Below are 16,761 nucleotides of genomic sequence, written 5' to 3'. Positions count from 1 at the left end.
GCGTAAGCTCTTCGCCGTTGTCAACGGCCGGCGGCCGGCCCGGTTGAAGCTTTTCCTCTTTTATCGCCGCGGTAGAACTGCGGGATGACCAGCAGCGCCGCGATGGAGGAAAAGACCATCGCCACCCACATGACCGCCGCTGCCTGGATATGAATCAGCAGGGGCGAGAAAAAGAGCACCGATAGCCCCAGGGAAAGCCCGAAGGCGTTGGCGAGCACCGGCCGCGATACCGAACCGATGGCTGAGGCGACGGCCTGGTTTTCCGACAATCCGGATCGGCGGAAATAGTAAATACCGGAAATCAGGTGTATGGAATAATCCACGCCGACTCCGATGACGATAGCGGACAGGTTGGCGGTCAGAATGTTCAGATTGAAGCCGCTGATGACCAGGAAGGTCAGCACCACTCCGATGGTTAGGACGATGGGCAGCATGCCGACCAGGGCGGCCTTCAGGCTGCGCAGGCTGATTACCAGCATCACAAAGACCAGCGCCAGCGCCAGTCCCAGGCTGCTGATCTGGCTGTTGACCACGATGCGGTTGAATTCATCAAAAAGCATCGGCATCCCGGTCAGAGCCTGGACCGCGGGCTCGCCGGCAGTCCAGGTCTTAATATTCTTGATCTCATCAGTTTCAAGCCCGACCGGACGGACCAGCAGGCGAAAACCATTCTGGTTTACCCAGGCTTTCATGCCATCTTCGCCAAGTTGGCCGATAAAAGCCTGAACCACCGCGGGGTTCTGAGGATAACTCGCGGTGCCGGTAGTCATTCGGTTGAATCCGACGGCCAGATCGAACACCGATATCACGCTTTTAATGCCCGGTTGGGCTTCCAGCTGCCGTTCAACTGCCAGCAAACGGGCAGCCTCCGCCGGGTTAAACAAAGCCGCCGAACCGTCTGGAGAGACCATCTGCCCTATTAACGGTTGGGCGCTGCCGAAAGTGGCTTCAATACGCGCCGAAGCCTGGCGGATCTCGGAACTCTCTTTAAAAAACATCAACTGGTCGGACACGACCTCAAGCTTCGGGATAAACACCGCCGACGCGATTATTACGGCGACGCAGCCCAGGATGATAGGTACCCGATGGGTTGAGGCCTGATTTATCGTTTGCCCGAGCCTTCGGGATTCCTCCGGCGGATGGATGACTGATAGCTTCAGGTGGGAGATGAGCGCCGGCAGGAAGAAGATGGCCAGCAGACCCGCGTATCCGATGCCCAGGGTAACGAAAATACCCATCTGGCGCATGGGTATTGCTTCGCTCCAGATGAGGGAGGCAAAACCGGCCATGGTCGTCAGGGTGGCCAAAATAATCGGCAAGCCGACCATTTTCATAGTCAGATGGGTAGCTTCCAGGCTGTTCCCGGATTTGGCGAGGTTTTCCTGAAAATGGCTGACATAGTGCAGGCCGTAAGCCGATCCCATGACTATGATGAAAATCGGACTTATGACAGTCACCAGCGACAACTCGTGTCCGCTGTAGAAGATAGTCCCGAAGGTCCAGAGGGCGCCGAAAGCCGCGGGCAGCATGGCCAGGGGTGTCAACCGTTTGTGTCTCAAAATGAAATAGAAGACCAGCAGGATCAAGCCGATGGCAAAAGGCAGCAGGATAAACAGAATATTGGCCAGGTAGCCGACAACCGTATCTTTAATCACCGGGTTGCCGGCTATCGACAACCGAAGTCCCGGATAATCATCTATGGCCTGCCTTAAGGCATCGACCGCCGGGCCCGAATCCGCCCCGACATCCAGGCTCACCACCACCACGGCGCTTTTACGGTCTCCGGAGAGAAATTGATCGGTTAAAAAATAACGCTGGTCAACAAATTGGCCCAGGGCTTCGGCGTTGGATTGGATGAACTCGGCATTGACCGGCAAGAGGAGGGAGCCGGACAGCATCTGGGCAGGGATGTAGCTCTGGACCTGCTGCACGCCAGGAATCCGGCTGCTTTGGGACTGAAAGTCAAATACCGCCAGCAGATTGGCCCGCTCAAGGAGGCTATTATCGCTTTCCACCAGCACGGTCACCGCCTCGCCGGTGCCGTATTCCAGATTAAGCTGATGGTACGCCGCCACTTCCTCGTTGTCCGGGTCGAAGAAGTTGAGGAATTCGGTGTCCAGGCTGAAGCGGAAGAAGGACAGCAGCGCCGCCAGGTTGGTCAGGGCAACAATGGCGATGATGATTTTAGGGCGTCGGGTCACAAATCCGGCGATTTTATCCATAAGCGTTGCCCCTTTCTAACTCGCGGCGGTGTTATGTCCGAAGATCTCAGGAATGTCAGGCCGCAGGCCGGCCATAAGATTGTCGATGAATTCATCTATAAATTGGTGCCCGGTTAATGTCTGCAGCGGAAAAACGTTTTCGCTGAACCGCAGCATGACGATGGTGGTGCTCAGGGCGCGAACGGTGACCTCGGTATTGTGCGGCCGCAGCCTGCCCATGAGCACCTGCCGCAGAAAATAACCCTGGATAATCGGCAGTCCCCGCTGGATCATGCCGCGCCAGGCATCGGCGACGGATCCGTTGGAAGTGCCTTCCCGCAGAAAGATGCGCACCAGATCCAGGCGCTCGCCGAGGAGGTCGTAGAAATGCCTGGCGAGTTTTCTAATGAAGTCGGCAGCCGGCAAGGCTTCGTATTGTTCGATAAAACGGCGGACATCGCCGATCGGCCCGAAACGCTCTACTACAGCGTTGAGCAGGTCTTCTTTACTCGGGAAATAATGGTACAGCAGGGCCGGCGAAACGCCGGCGGCGGCGCCGATATCCTTGATGGTCGCTCGTGAAAAGCCGAGTTCGGCGAATACCTTCAACGCGGCGCTGACCAACCGCTGCCGGGTGGCCTCGCCCTTTGTAATCCTGCCATCGGTCTTGCTGGCGCTCATAACTGACTGAGTAATCAATTAATTATGCCACCAGATCAAAGGTAAAACAAGACCTTAAGGATAAAAAATATATGTAAACGGGGATTCAGCCGGCCGGCGCGGCGATTCCGCTCAGTGTGTTATCCACTAAATGGGAGATGAACTCATCGGCGCGTGTCCGGTGGGGGAACGCAGTGGCGGTGCCCCGGAGAAGGACAATGGTATAGGCCAGGGTCCGGGCGGAAACATCGGTGTTGTGAGGCCGCAGTTCGCCCAGTTTGACCCGTTCGTCAAGGTAATTCTGGAACAAGGAGATGCCCTCGTTCATAATGCCCCGCCATATTCTTGGCACGATGGGGTGGCTTTGCGTCTCGTGGAAAAATATGTTCATCAGGCTCTCTTTTTGGCCTAACAGCTCGAAGAACTGTTTCCCCACCACCTTAAGAACTTTCGGGGCCGGCTCGTCGTGGAGAGTGCTGAGAAGGGTTTTAAGCTGAGGCATGAAGCTGTGGCGTTCCACTACCGCTTCCAGCAATTTATCCTTGCTCTTGAAGTAGTGGTACATGAGCCCTTGAGCGACGCCGGCGGCAGCGGCCAGTTCGCGAACCGAGGTTTTGTCAAACCCTTTACGGGCGAAGACCTGAAGGGCGGTATCGATGAGTTGCTGGCGGCGTTCTTCAGCCTTTTCGTCGCGCCAGGTTGCGCGACGGTGGGGTTCAGGTTTCATTGAATGTTCACTCATCGGCCGGATTATATTAGGGGGTGGTCAGGGTGTCAAGGCTCGGCGCTTAAGTAACTGCGAATAAAAAAGCCGAGCGTCTCAACGCTCGGCTTTTTGAATGCTCGTTCTAGGCTTGTTAGGCTTTGCCGATTTTGAACATCTTGGTGCCGCAGACGGGGCAAACCCCTTGAGTAGCGGGCCGGCCGTTCTTCATGGTGATGGCCTTGGCGCCCTTCATCACTCTCTTGGTGCGGCATTTCATGCAATAACCTTCCATTAAATAGCCTCCTTCGCAGATTTGAATATACGATAGCCCAAGCTAACACGATTGTCAAGACGTTTGAGGGAAATATTTTTATAGCTGGGGTCGAGGCATTTTTCTGCGCTCAGGCGGCGGCTGGAAGAACGCCGATCAATTCCAGACCCTTGATGACCATGTTCACCGCCAGAGCCGCCAGGAGAAGGCTGAAAACGCGGGAGACAGCGCGCAACCCGCCCCGGCCCATGACCCGCATGAAGAAGCCGGCGGCGACAAATGTGGCCCAGGCGATAAATATATTTAACCCGAAAGAGATAAGTACGATATAAAGGTCGAATTGGGTTGACAGCAGCAGGAGGGTGGTGATTGTCGCCGGGCCGACCGTTAGAGGCGTGCCTATCGGGACGACGGCCACCATTTCTTCTTTGATAGCTTCGACCATGTGCCCGGTGGTCATATAACGGACGGCGAAGATCATCAGGATTATCCCGCCGGAAATGGCGAAGGCGCCGACAGAGATGTCCATGGCACTCAGGATGAATCGGCCCAGAAACAGGAAAATCAGCCCGACGCCGGCAGCGGTAACGGTAGCCAGGTTGATAATCCGGCGGCGTTCTTCCCGGGTGGAATCTTCGGTCAGCGCAATGACAAATGGCAGGTTGCCGATGGCATCGATGACGATGAAAAGGGGGACGAAGGTTAGGAGGAAGGGCTGCCAGAAATCGGCCATCAGATAGACGTAAAATCCTTCCGGGCGGAATCGATTCCATTATATTCCGGTTCGCGGAGGCTTTACAACCGAATTAAAAACGGGGCTCAATAGTGCCGCGGGTGACATTCGACAGGGGCAGCATTATAGTCCTGCCAGGTTTGCGGTTTAGATAACTCTTGGTGTACTCGCTGGGGAAAGAATAGACGACCTGAACCCTGGGATGTTCAAGCCAGAAGACGAAGATGCCGACTGTTTGCGGTTTGGTGCCGAACGGCCCGATGATCATGTTGGCGGTAGTCTTGAACTCCTCGTATATCGATTCAAGCGTGTTCCTGATGTGGTATGGCGAGTCTGCGGCCACCTGCCGGATTTCCACATTGGGCTGGGCCAGTAAAACCTCGTTGTTTTTTTCGGCGTAGCGCACGTATTCGTCGTTGCCATCCCTGGGCGTAGTGATCAGGCAAATCGTGCGTACGGGGTTGAATTGCTTCCAAACGGACAGTGAACGTTCAGCCTCGAAGCCCAAAAACAGCACCAACACAGTTTCTTTTTCTATCGAGAAGGACCCGAAGAAATTGGCGATGGTGGTGATCTGGTGGACGCCTTGCGTGAGACGCGACGGGGCGTAAGTTTGAGTGGTATGAATGATCCGGGGCAATCCCATATTCAGCTCAGCCACCAGGTAATGCAGCAGGCCGAGCAGGTAAACCTTGGAGAATCCGGAGATATCGAGGGTGATGAACGGCTCTTCGATATCCTTGGGACGGCAGCGTTTCCAAATGGCCTTGAGCTGATTTATGCCTTCAACCGGATCTTCACGCTGGCATCGGATAACAAAAACACCTTCGGACGTTTTACGTGAGAGTACGGACTGGATTTTCAACAGATTGGCGTCTATCGCCGGCTGGTACCGGGATTCTTCAATGACGAAGATGATGGAGTAACGCACCCTGAAGTTCCCGGAAAGGCGTTCCACCGCCGAAATGCTCCGATCTTCGAAGGAGGCGCAGCAGATCAAAAGGTCGTCCGCGCCGTACTCGTTCAGCCGGCCCAAACTTTCGACGACAATGGGTTCATCGGCAGTCCGCATGCGGCGTCCACCCGTTCCGGAAAATCATCGCCAATATAAGACGCTCAAAATTAAAAGTCAACCTGACCAATCGTTGCGCCTGCCTCGTTTAAGTACGAGGCTAAGTTTGTTGCTATAATACACCTATGTTGTTTTTCGCCTACGGCGCCGCCCTGTCCCGCCGATACATGGCTGAACGTTGTCCCGGATGCAAGCCAAAGGTATCAGCCGCCCTGCCGCACTATCAATTATCCTTCACCGGATGGTCCAGGGTTTTCCGCGGCGGCACGGCGTCGCTCAAGCCGCTGCGGGGATCGCAGGTCAAAGGCGGCATCTACGAGGTTCCCGAGGCATGGCTGAAAAAGCTGGATGCCGCCGAAGGCTTCCCGGCGCAGAACGCTAAAATTAACCTCGTGGTCAACACCGAGACCGGTGAATCGATAAGTTGTTTCACCTATGTACCGGCGCATCAGACCGCCGAGAGCAAGCCGGCCCCGGAATACCTGGCAATATTACAGCAGGGCTATCGGGACTGGGGGCTGGTGTAGGCTGAAACCGGAATTCACTTGCGCAATCTGAAGCGAATCTGAAAATAATTGCCGCCGCAAGTTATTCCTGAGGCATCACCCCGGAAATTCACCCGGCTACGCGGCTGCGATCATATCCTTCAACGGCTGCTCATCAACCACCGGACCAACCACCGACAGACGGAGCTTTTCCGTTTGAATGAGGTCGCCGGCCAGGTTCCTCAGATCGTCAAGGGTGACCGCATCGATTTTGCGAATGACGTCCTCCGGGGTCAATACCTCGCCGGTCAGTATCTCCTGGCCGCCCAGCCAGGAAGCAACATGCCGGGAGTCTTCAAGCCTTAAAGCCAGCCTGCCCTTGGACAACTCCTTAGCCTTTGACAATTCATGGGGCGTTAAAGTTGTTTTCAACAAATCGAGTTCCCTGATGACGGCGCTGACAGCCTTCCTCAGGTTGGACGGATCCACGCTGGCAGCTACCGTCAGGGCGCCGGTATCCTGCAGGAAATCGGTGTAGCTGTGAATGGCATAAGCCAGTCCCATCCTGTCGCGGATCTCGGTAAACAGGCGGCTGCTCATACCTTCGCCCAGTATCACGTTCAGCAGGCTCTCGACATAACGCCGGGGATCCGCGATGGACAGCGCCGGCAGGGCAAGCAGGAAATGGTCCTGTTCGATATCGCGCTTCTCCACTACCAGGCGGCGGCCGTTGGCCGATACGAACGGCGTGAAGACCGGTGCCGCCGCAACAGGCTGCCAGGCGCCCAATTTGTCATCGACTGCGGCGATAACGTCCTGATGGCTGACACCGCCGGCTATGGCAACCACGGTGTTGCCCGGAAGATAATGGCGGCCCATATAGTCCAGCAGATCAACCCGGGAGACAGCGTTGACAGTGGCCTCGGTGCCGGCGATATCCCGGCCCAGCGGATGATTCGGCCAGAGCACGGTGTCGACCAGTTGACAGGCTTTCTGGTCCGGCTGATCCTCCGACATGTGGATTTCTTCCACAATGACCTGGCGTTCTTTTTCGATGTCGCCGTCGTCGAAGCGTGAATGGAGCAGGATATCGCACAGAGTGTCAAGGGTGGACGCGAAGTGGTCACAGGAGGCTTTGGCCCAGTATACCGTGGTCTCTCGGTCGGTGCCGCCGTTAAGGATGCCGCCGACGCCCTCAACGGATTCAGAGATATCCCGCGAAGTCGGCCGTTTCTCGGTGCCGCGGAAGAGGACGTGTTCAATGAAATGAGAAATTCCGGCCTGTTTGTCGGTCTCGTAGCGGGACCCTGTGCCGACAAAGATGCAGATGCACGCCGAGCGGGTGTTGGGCATTTCCTGGGTCAGCAGCCTGAGGCCGGATGGGAGCACTGTCTTCTGGAACATTATTGAACCTCTAAGGAGATTTTACCTTGTTAACCTCTAGTAACCAAATCGGATAGATTGAGTATCGGCCTGGGCGGTTGATGTTGCGCGGAATAATATTTGTCGAAGGCAACCTAATTGGGGGAGATTGAAGCAAACGGCAGACTGGGATAAACGTCAAGATCCAGTCCCGACCGCTCCCCTTTTGCCAGGTGAAAGCAGCCGCAGCCGGCGATGATGGCGGCGTTATCGGTGCAAAGTCTTAAGGGGGGGATAAGCACCGGCAGCGGTGAATCGGCGAGAAATTTCTGCCGCAGGCGGGAGTTGGCGGCTACACCGCCCGCCACAAGAATCTGGCGCACGCCCAGTTCCTCGGCCGCGGCGATCGTCCTTTTGACCAGGATTCCCACCACGGCTTCCTGAAAGCTGGCGGCGGCATCGTTTGGCGAATCAATCTGGCCCGTTTCGGCCAGACGGTAGAGGGCTGTTTTAAGCCCGGAAAAGCTGAAATCGAAACTGCCGCGGATGATACTGCGGGGCAGCCTGAGGGTCGGTTTCCCCAGGCCGGCGGCTTTTTCGACCGCCGGACCGCCGGGGTAACCAAGGTTCAAGAGTCGGGCGGCTTTGTCGAAGGCTTCGCCGGCGGCATCGTCCCGGGTGCGGCCGACCAGCCGGTAGTCGCCGTGGCCTCTCATCAACACCAGGTCGGTGTGGCCGCCGGAAACGATGAGCGCCAGCGCCGGGAACTCCGGAACGCTGCCCGTCAGCCAATTGGCGTAAATGTGCCCCTCAAGGTGGTTGATGCCAATCAAGGGTTTATCCAAAGCCATAGCGAGAGCTTTGGCGAAATTGACGCCTACCAGAAGCGACCCGGCCAGTCCCGGGCCGCAGGTTACCGCCACGGCGTCGATTTCGGCCAGTTTCATCGCGGCGCCGTCCAGGCATTTAGCCACCACCGGCGCCACCGACAGCAGGTGCTGGCGCGAGGCGACTTCGGGCACCACGCCGCCGTACCGGGCGTGGATATCCACCTGGGAAGCCACTTCGCTCGCGATTACACTGATCCCGTCTTCGACGATGGCGGCCGCCGTTTCGTCACAGGAACTTTCGATGCCTAATACGCGCATGGGCGTATTATAGCAGACCAGATACCTGTCAGACCCGCAGTATAAACAGCTATAGCATACATGATATATTAGTATTCAGCGAGAAAAGGCGAAAATACTTACGAAAAGGCATTAGGAATCCCTGAGAACAGGTATAAATCGTTGCCGAATGCCACAGAATGGGTTGCCGTCGTCGGAGACATAGGATATTATTGGTGATGTTAGCAGTCTCGGGCTGAGACTGCTAAAAAATTGAGTAAAAAGAGAGAAAAGAAGGAGGCATTCATGGCAATCAACGTGCAACCGCTGCAGAACTTCATCCTGGTTAAACCCGGCAAAAAGGAAGAGATGCGCAGCGGCATCGTCATCCCGGACACCGCTCAGGAAAAAGCTCAGGAAGGGCAGGTCGTCGCCGCCGGCCCCGGCCGTCTTGGCAAGGACAACACCCGCGAGGTAATGGATGTAAAAGTCGGCGACTATGTGATCTATCCCAAATTCGGCGGCACCGAGATCAAAGTCGAAGGCGTAGAAATGATCATCATGCCGGAAAATCAAGTTCTGGCCAAGAAAATCTACTAAACGGCAACGAGAAAGAGGATAAGGAGAAAAAATGGCGAAACAGATCATTTTTGGCGATCAGGTTAGGAAATCCCTGCTCAAAGGTATCAATACCCTGAGCGACACCGTGCGAGTGACCCTCGGCCCCAAAGGCCATCCGGTTGCCCTGGCTAAGGCCTGGGGCGCCCCCACCGTCATCGACGACGGCGTGACCATCGCCCGCGACATCGACCTGCCGGATCCGTTTGAGAACATGGGCTGCCAGATCGTCAAGGAAGCGGCTTCCAAGACCAACGATGCCGCCGGCGACGGCACCACCACCTCCATCATGCTTGCCCAGGCTATTATCAACGAGGCGTTCAAGAACATTACCGCCGGCTCCGAGCCGATCGCCCTGAAGCGCGGCATCGAGAAAGCAACTGAAGTAGTTGCCAAAGAGCTCAAGAAGATGTCCACGCCTATCCGCGGCCGGGAGCAGATCGTTCAGGTCGCCACTATCACGGCTAAGGATCCTGAAATCGGTGAGCTTATCGCCGATGTCATGGAGAAGGTCGGCAAAGACGGCGTTATTACCATCGAGGAATCCAAAGGCCTCAAGTACCAGACCGACTACGTCGAAGGCCTGCAGTTTGATCGCGGTTATATTTCCGCCTACTTCGTAACCGATACCGGCCGTATGGAAGCCAGTCTCGACGAGCCGATGATCCTTATCACCGACCGCAAGATCGAGACCATGGGCGACCTGCTGCCTGCCCTGGAGAAAATTCTTCAGTGGACCAAGACCCTGGTTATCATTGCCGAGAATGTTGAGGGCGAAGCCCTGGCCACCCTGGTGGTCAACAAGATGCGCGGCAACCTGAACGTCCTGGCTGTCAAAGCCCCCGGTTTCGGCGATCGCCAGAAGCAGATGCTTGAAGACATCGCCGTCCTGACCGGCGGCCGCGTCATTTCCAAAGAAGCCGGGCGCAAACTCGAATCGGTCACCGAAGAAGATATGGGCCGCGCGCACCGCGTGACCACCAACAAAGACAAAACGGTCATCATTGACGGCGCCGGCAACCCCGAGGCCATCAAAGACCGCATCAAGCACATCAAAGCCCAGATCGACGAGGTCGAGAGCGCTTTTGACCGCGAGAAGCTGCAGGAGCGGCAAGCCGCTCTGGCCGGCGGCGTGGCCGTCATCGCCGTTGGCGCCGCCACCGAGACCGAGATGAAAGAGCGCAAAGCCCGCGTCGAGGACGCCCTGGCTGCCACCCGCGCCGCTCTCGAAGAGGGTATTCTGCCCGGCGGCGGCGTCGGTTTGATCAACGCCCTGCCCGCCCTCGACAAGTTGAAGCTGCAGGATGACGAAGCGACCGGCGTTCTGATCGTAAAGCGCGCCTTGCCGACCCCGGTTCGCTGGATCGCCAACAATGCCGGCCGCGACGGTTCGGTCATCATCGAAAAAGTCCGCACCTCACCGCCCGGCGTCGGCTACAACGCAGAGACCGACGAGTTCGGCAATATGGTGGAGATGGGCATTATCGATCCCACCATGGTTGTCCGGTCTGCCCTGGAGAACGCCGCCTCGGTGGCCAATATGGTCATCATCACCAACTCCCTGGTGGCGGATATCCCGGAGAAAAAGGTTGAGGCTCCGCCCCCGTCCGAGTACTAAAAAATAAAGACTCCTTTCAGAAGAGAGCCGCCCCTTAAGGCGGCTCTCTTCTTTGCCCCGAAAAAGGGAATCAGCGATTACGACAGCCGATTCCGATCCGCTGAACCGGGGCAATGACGGTGTGACGATTGTCCGGTCGTTAAGATCGCGATATAATTATAAGTTGTACTTAAGTATTAGGACTGTGAATGCACGAACTGGCGGTGACCCAGAGCCTTCTTGATATCGTTCTCAAAGAAGCCGGAAAAGCCGGCGCTAAAAGGGTGAACACTGTTACCCTGGTCATCGGCGAACTTTCCGGCTTGGTCGACGACTCCATCCAGTTCTATTTCGACTTTATGACAAAAGGCACCATCGCCGAGGGATCCATGCTTCATTTCAAACGCATCCCCGCCAGAATGAAATGCCGCGCTTGCGGTGAAGAGTTCATCACCTCACCCAACGAGTGGATTTGTCCCAAATGCGGTCTGTGGCAGGCGGAGGTCATCGCCGGCAAAGAATTTTATGTCGATTCGATCGAGGTGGACGATGCAGATAAAAGTGCTTAAGGACATAATGGCCGCTAATACGGCCACCGCTGAAGCCAACCGCGCCCGCCTCGATAACCATGGCATTCTGGGAGTCAATATCATGGCTTCGCCCGGCGCCGGCAAGACCACGTTTATCCTGGCTACGATCGACGGATTTCGGCCTGATGCTCGCGTCGGCGTTATCGAAGGCGACATCGCCTCCCAGATAGACTCCGAGAAGGTTGCCCAGAAAGGCGCGCCGGTGGTTCAGATCAACACCGGCGGCGGCTGCCATCTGGACGCCGGGCAGGTCTCCGCCGGCCTGGACAACCTGCCGCTGGAAAATATTGATGTATTATTCATCGAGAACGTCGGCAATTTGGTCTGCCCGTCGGAATTCAAACTCGGCGAGCACCTTCGGGTAGTCCTGCTTTCCGTACCGGAGGGCGATGACAAACCATTCAAGTACCCCGGCATGTTCGCGTCGGCCGACGCGGTGATCGTTACCAAGACCGATATCCTGCCCTATTTTGATTTCGACCTCGGCAAGTTCACCCGGTCGGTTGAAGGTCTGAAACCAGGTATCCGCGTCTTTCCCCTGTCCGCCCGAACGGGGCATGGCTTCAGCGACTGGATCGCCTTCCTGAAGTCACAGATACCAGGACGAGGCAGTTAACGTGCCTCCGGCTAAAACCTCCCAGCGCCTGGCTATTTCTGTCAAAGGTGTTGTCCAGGGGGTGGGCTTCCGGCCTTTCGTTTACCAGATGGCGCGCCGCTTCGGCCTGACCGGCTGGGTGACCAACACCTCCGGAGAAGTCCGCATCGAGGTCGAAGGTTCATCTGAGGCGGTTCAAGCCTTTCGCCGGAGTTTAGAGGCCGAGGCGCCTCCCCAGTCGCGCATTACAAGTATTATGTCAACATGGTTGGCTCCGGCTGGATATGACCGATTCGAAATCCGCGACAGCCTGATTGAAGCCGGTAGATACCAGCTTATCTCCCCGGACCTGGCCACCTGCTCGGACTGCCGCCGGGAGATTTACGATCCAGAGGACCGGCGCTTCCACTACCCGTTTACCAATTGTACCAACTGCGGGCCGCGCTTCACCATCATTGAAGACATTCCGTACGACCGGCCGTTAACCACGATGAAGGTCTTCCCGATATGCCCGGAATGCCGCCGCGAATATGAAGACCCGCTGGACCGGCGTTTCCACGCCCAGCCTAACGCATGTCCGGTGTGCGGACCGAAACTCTGGCTGGTGGACAGCTCCGGGCGGCGAGTTGAGGCTGCCGACGTTATCGAAAAGGCTGCCGAACTGTTGCGGCAGGGTAAGATTCTGGCTGTCCGTGGCCTGGGCGGTTTCCTGCTCGCCAGTGACGCTACCAGTCAAACTGTGGTTGAAGAATTGAGACGGCGCAAGCGGCGGCCGGCCAAACCATTCGCCGTGATGCTGTCCAGCCTGGACGAGATAGAGCCCCGCTGCGAATTGTCGGTGGAGGAAAGGCGGCTTTTGATCTCGGCGGCGGCGCCTATCGTCCTTCTCAGATTGAACGAAGGTACAGACATCGCCTCGGCAGTTGCCCCCGGACTGAAGTACCTGGGCGTCATGCTGCCTTATACCCCGCTTCATCACTTGATTATGACTGGAGCCGGCCGGCCGCTGGTGATGACTTCAGGGAATCTTTCGGAAGAACCAATTGCCAGGGACAATGACGAAGCTTTGTCCCGCCTTGGCGGCATCGCCGATTATTTTATCCTCCACAATCGCGAGATATTTTCGCGCTACGACGACTCGGTGGTCATGCATGAAGCTTGCGAAAAGCGGGTGCTGCGGCGGGCCCGCGGCTTTGCTCCCTACCCGGTGAGGTTAACTTCCGCGGTGCCGCAAATCTTGGGTGTTGGAGCGCAAGAAAAGAATACCTTTTGCCTGACCCGCGACGACAATGCCTTCGTCTCGCAGCACATCGGCGATATGGAGAATCTCGAAACAATCGAGCATTTCGAACAAACGTTAAGCCTGTACAAAAGAATGTTCCGCATCGAGCCGCAGACCATTACCTGCGACCTGCATCCTGATTATGCCACCTCCAAATGGGCAGCCGAGGAATCGGCCCGGCTTGATATTCCGCTGGTTAAAGTCCAGCATCATCATGCCCATATTGCTTCCTGTCTGGCCGAAAACGGCGTTTCCGGCAAAGTCATTGGCGTGGCTCTGGACGGAACCGGCTACGGATCCGATGGGAAAATCTGGGGCGGCGAGTTTTCAGTTGCCGACGCCGCAGGGATTGATCGAATCGCCCACCTGGAGTATCTCCCGCTGCCCGGGGGAGAGGCGGCGGTCAAAAAGCCATACCGCACCGCCGCCGGATATTTTTACCGTCTTTTCGGCGCAGAAGGATTGACACAGGCAGCCGCCTGTCTAAGGTGTGTCGATGGGTCGGAACTCGACCTGATCAAGCTCCAGGTCGACCGCGGCTTGAATACGCCGGAGACCTCGAGCGCCGGCCGGCTGTTCGATGCCGTATCCGCGCTGCTAGGGGTGAGACGAGAAATCCAATACGACGCTCAGGCGGCGGTTGAGCTGGAGATGGCCGCCGACGGAGTGGAGACCGGCGGCAGCTACCCCTTTGACATCGCGGCGGAGGGTGGGCACCGGGTCATCCGGCTGCGTCGACTATTCGAGGGTCTCCTTGACGATATCCATGGAGGAGTCAGGGTGCCCGAAATGGCGGCACGCTTCCACAACGCTGTCGTTGACATAATCGTAAAAGTGTGTGAGATTATTAGAGGCGACACCGGGTTGGGCTCGGTGGCTTTGTCCGGGGGCTGTTTTATGAACCGGCGGCTGCTGAGACGCAGTATTGAGCGCCTTGGGCAAGCCGGTTTCCGGGTTTACGCCCATCGGGAAGTACCGACTAATGACGGCGGCATTTCTTTAGGACAGGTCGCCGTCGCCGCGCATTATGTAAAGAACATCTAGTTTGGAGGTTGGATATGTGTTTGGCTGTCCCGGCTCAAATCGTGAAGATTGACGGCGTCATCGCCGAAGTGGATATGGCGGGCACCACCGTTCGCGCCAGTCTGGTGATGGTGCCGGAGGCCAAGATCGGCGATTACGTTCTGCTGCACACCGGTTTTGCAATTCAGGTGCTGGATGAGCACGAGGCGCTTGAGACGTTGAAACTTTTCAAAGAGATGGAGATGATCCCGGAGGCCTCATGAAGTTCGCCACCGAGTTCCGCGATTCGGCGCTGGCCAAGAAGCTCCTCGACGGCATTCGCCGGAAATCCACCAGACCGGCCAACATCATGGAGTTCTGCGGCGGGCACACCGTGGCCATCTTCCGCTACGGCCTGCGTGATTTGCTTCCTCCGCATTTGAAACTGCTGTCCGGGCCGGGCTGCCCGGTATGCGTGACCTCGACGGCCGATCTCGACAAGGTGATGGCTCTGGCGCGAATTCCGGGCGTGACCATCACAACCTTCGGCGACCTGATCAAGGTGCCGGCCAGCTACGGATCCCTCGATCGCGCCCGTGCCGCCGGCGCCGATGTCCGCACGGTATATTCCACCCTGGACGCCCTGGACATCGCCCGTAATAACCCGGGCAAAAAAGTGGTCTTCGTCGGGATAGGTTTCGAGACGACCGCGCCGACAGTGGCCGCCGCCATCCTCCAGGCAGATGCCGAAAAACTGCAAAACTTCTCAGTCATTTCCCTGCATAAGGTGACGCCGCCGGTTACCCGGGCCCTTCTTGATGCCGGCGAGGTAAAGATCCAGGGCATCATCTGCCCCGGGCACGTTTCAGCTATCATCGGCGCCGACGCGTGGTATTTCATCCCCGGCCGGTACGGCATCGCTTGCGCTGTCTCCGGTTTTGAACCGCTGGATATTCTCCATTGCGTTGATATGATTATCGACCAGATAGAGTCCGGCGCTCCCCGAGTCCAGACAGCTTACAGCCGGGCCGTCAGGGCTGAAGGCAATCCCCAGGCACTGGCGATGCTCGACCGCGTATTCGAAGTCGCCCCTGCCGACTGGCGGGGTGTCGGCAGTATTCCGGAGAGCGGTTTAGCAATACGGGAAGAGTTCGCGGCTCATGACGCCGAAAAGGTTTTCGAGATAAAGCTCGAACGGGAACCGCGGGAGCCGGCCGGCTGCCTCTGCGGCGAGGTTATCCGGGCGGTCAAGACTCCCGAGGACTGTAAACTGTTCCGTAAAGCCTGCACCCCGGAAAATCCGGTCGGTCCCTGCATGGTTTCCAGCGAAGGTTCCTGCGCTGCTTATTATCATTTCGCCGAAGCCATCGGCTAATATCGGATCACGGAGTTAACATTTGGACGCGAGTAAAACAGTGCTGCTGGCCCATGGTTCCGGCGGCAAACTATCGCAGGACCTGGTGCGGAAGATGTTCGTCGGTGAACTGGCCAACGAAACATTGTCCAGGCTGGACGACGCCGCCTGTTTCAGTCTTAACGGGGGAAGGCTAGCTTTTACCACCGACAGCTATGTGGTCAGCCCGATATTTTTCCCCGGCGGCGATATCGGCAAGCTCGCGGTTTGCGGCACGGTTAACGATCTGGCCACAGCCGGGGCGGCTCCGAAGTTCCTCAGCCTCGCATTCATTATCGAAGAAGGATTGCCTCTGGAAGACCTGGCAAGGGTAGTCAACAGTATCAAAGCCGCTTCCTCAGAGGCCGGCGTCTGCATCGTTACCGGAGATACCAAGGTGGTCAACCGGGGTAAAGCCGACAGACTGTTCATCAACACCTCCGGCGTCGGGATCGTGCCGGACGGGATTAACATTTCGGGATGCAACGCTAAGCCGGGAGATATAGTTATGTTAAGCGGCAGCATCGGCGACCACGGCATGGCAATCATGGCTCAACGGGAAGGTTTCAACTTCAAGGTGCCGGTGGAAAGCGACTGCGCTCCCCTGAACGGCATGGTTACAACGATGCTTGAGGCGTCTAAAAATATTCATGTACTGCGTGACCCCACTCGCGGCGGGCTGGCCACCACTCTGAACGAGATCGCCGCCCAGTCGAATGTCGGCATCGACATCGACGAAACGAAAATACCGGTGAAGGACGCCGTTGGCGCCGCCTGCGAGCTTTTAGGCTTCGACCCGCTTTATGTGGCTAACGAAGGTAAAATGATCGCCATTGTCGCTCCCGAAGATGCCGATAAAGTCCTGGAGGCGATGCGGCGCAACTCCTACGGCAGCAAGGCATCAATTATCGGTGAAGTGGTAAGCGGACATCCTGGCCGAGTGGTGTTAAAGACCGCGTTAGGCGCCCGGCGCATCGTGGACATGCTCTCCGGGGAACTGCTGCCGCGGATCTGTTGACTTCTCCAGGAACACGATTGACCAGGGTGACTAGACAGCCAAACAAGTGCAACCTTTCGGTAAAAGTGTT

The 16,761-nt window shown here is 57.0% G+C and carries 17 protein-coding genes; 9 read left to right on the top strand and 8 right to left on the bottom strand.

The window, feature by feature from the left end:
• Nucleotides 1-20: 20 nt before the first annotated feature.
• The 6 genes from DEALK_RS02150 to DEALK_RS02130 form a co-directional block, all read right to left on the bottom strand.
• Entirely contained in the window at nt 21-2,222 is a 2,202-nt protein-coding gene (locus DEALK_RS02150) for an efflux RND transporter permease subunit (protein ID WP_058438287.1), read from the bottom strand.
• A gap of 15 nt (nt 2,223-2,237) precedes the next feature.
• Nucleotides 2,238-2,882, bottom strand: coding sequence for a TetR/AcrR family transcriptional regulator (locus DEALK_RS02145; RefSeq protein WP_058438285.1), 645 nt, complete (start codon nt 2,880-2,882; stop codon nt 2,238-2,240).
• 85 nt (nt 2,883-2,967) lie between these two features.
• The gene (locus tag DEALK_RS02140; protein WP_058438283.1) at nt 2,968-3,588 is read right to left on the bottom strand and encodes a TetR/AcrR family transcriptional regulator; all 621 of its coding nucleotides are present in this window, start codon (nt 3,586-3,588) and stop codon (nt 2,968-2,970) included.
• Nucleotides 3,589-3,718: 130 nt separating this feature from the next.
• Nucleotides 3,719-3,859: a DUF5679 domain-containing protein gene (locus DEALK_RS10080; protein ID WP_165802795.1), complete on the bottom strand. Its 141-nt coding sequence runs from the start codon at nt 3,857-3,859 to the stop codon at nt 3,719-3,721.
• A 109-nt stretch (nt 3,860-3,968) separates the two neighbouring features.
• A complete protein-coding gene (locus DEALK_RS02135; RefSeq protein WP_058438282.1) occupies nt 3,969-4,571 on the bottom strand; it encodes a MarC family protein in 603 nt (200 codons plus the stop codon).
• A gap of 73 nt (nt 4,572-4,644) precedes the next feature.
• Complete coding sequence (locus DEALK_RS02130) at nt 4,645-5,643, bottom strand: hypothetical protein (RefSeq protein WP_058438281.1); 999 nt, start codon at nt 5,641-5,643, stop codon at nt 4,645-4,647.
• Between the two features lie 125 nt (nt 5,644-5,768).
• On the opposite strand from DEALK_RS02130, the gene DEALK_RS02125 reads away from it, so the two are divergent.
• Nucleotides 5,769-6,170, top strand: coding sequence for a gamma-glutamylcyclotransferase family protein (locus tag DEALK_RS02125; protein ID WP_058438280.1), 402 nt, complete (start codon nt 5,769-5,771; stop codon nt 6,168-6,170).
• A gap of 96 nt (nt 6,171-6,266) precedes the next feature.
• Here DEALK_RS02125 and DEALK_RS02120 read toward each other — a convergent pair whose 3' ends face one another.
• Both DEALK_RS02120 and tsaD read right to left on the bottom strand, forming a co-directional pair.
• Nucleotides 6,267-7,532, bottom strand: coding sequence for a M16 family metallopeptidase (locus DEALK_RS02120; protein WP_058438279.1), 1,266 nt, complete (start codon nt 7,530-7,532; stop codon nt 6,267-6,269).
• A 113-nt stretch (nt 7,533-7,645) separates the two neighbouring features.
• Complete coding sequence (gene tsaD / locus DEALK_RS02115; protein WP_058438278.1) at nt 7,646-8,638, bottom strand: tRNA (adenosine(37)-N6)-threonylcarbamoyltransferase complex transferase subunit TsaD; 993 nt, start codon at nt 8,636-8,638, stop codon at nt 7,646-7,648.
• Nucleotides 8,639-8,902: 264 nt separating this feature from the next.
• On the opposite strand from tsaD, the gene DEALK_RS02110 reads away from it, so the two are divergent.
• The 8 genes from DEALK_RS02110 to hypE all read left to right on the top strand — a co-directional run bounded on the left by DEALK_RS02110 (nt 8,903) and on the right by hypE (nt 16,691).
• Nucleotides 8,903-9,196, top strand: a complete 294-nt coding sequence (locus DEALK_RS02110; RefSeq protein WP_058438276.1) for a co-chaperone GroES — start codon at nt 8,903-8,905, stop codon at nt 9,194-9,196.
• 31 nt (nt 9,197-9,227) lie between these two features.
• Nucleotides 9,228-10,832 (top strand): chaperonin GroEL, encoded by a 1,605-nt coding sequence (gene groL, locus DEALK_RS02105; RefSeq protein ID WP_058438274.1) that lies wholly within the window; start codon nt 9,228-9,230, stop codon nt 10,830-10,832.
• 188 nt (nt 10,833-11,020) lie between these two features.
• Entirely contained in the window at nt 11,021-11,380 is a 360-nt protein-coding gene (gene hypA, locus DEALK_RS02100) for a hydrogenase maturation nickel metallochaperone HypA (protein ID WP_058438272.1), read from the top strand.
• Nucleotides 11,361-12,017, top strand: coding sequence for a hydrogenase nickel incorporation protein HypB (gene hypB, locus DEALK_RS02095; RefSeq protein WP_058438270.1), 657 nt, complete (start codon nt 11,361-11,363; stop codon nt 12,015-12,017). Before hypA ends, hypB begins: the two co-directional genes overlap by 20 nt.
• Nucleotide 12,018: 1 nt before the next feature.
• Nucleotides 12,019-14,322: a carbamoyltransferase HypF gene (gene hypF, locus DEALK_RS02090; protein ID WP_058438268.1), complete on the top strand. Its 2,304-nt coding sequence runs from the start codon at nt 12,019-12,021 to the stop codon at nt 14,320-14,322.
• Between the two features lie 14 nt (nt 14,323-14,336).
• Nucleotides 14,337-14,564 carry a HypC/HybG/HupF family hydrogenase formation chaperone gene (locus DEALK_RS02085; RefSeq protein WP_058438266.1) on the top strand — a complete coding sequence of 76 codons (228 nt, stop codon included), beginning with the start codon at nt 14,337-14,339 and terminating at the stop codon, nt 14,562-14,564.
• A complete protein-coding gene (gene hypD / locus DEALK_RS02080; RefSeq protein WP_058438264.1) occupies nt 14,561-15,655 on the top strand; it encodes a hydrogenase formation protein HypD in 1,095 nt (364 codons plus the stop codon). Before DEALK_RS02085 ends, hypD begins: the two co-directional genes overlap by 4 nt.
• A 22-nt stretch (nt 15,656-15,677) precedes the next feature.
• A complete protein-coding gene (gene hypE, locus DEALK_RS02075) occupies nt 15,678-16,691 on the top strand; it encodes a hydrogenase expression/formation protein HypE (protein ID WP_058438262.1) in 1,014 nt (337 codons plus the stop codon).
• The last annotated feature ends 70 nt before the right edge of the window (nt 16,692-16,761 follow it).

Source organism: Dehalogenimonas alkenigignens (assembly GCF_001466665.1).
GTDB lineage: Bacteria > Chloroflexota > Dehalococcoidia > Dehalococcoidales > Dehalococcoidaceae > Dehalogenimonas > Dehalogenimonas alkenigignens.
The sequence above is the reverse complement of the archived record's forward strand: the minus strand, read 5'-3'. Positions and strand labels throughout refer to the sequence as shown.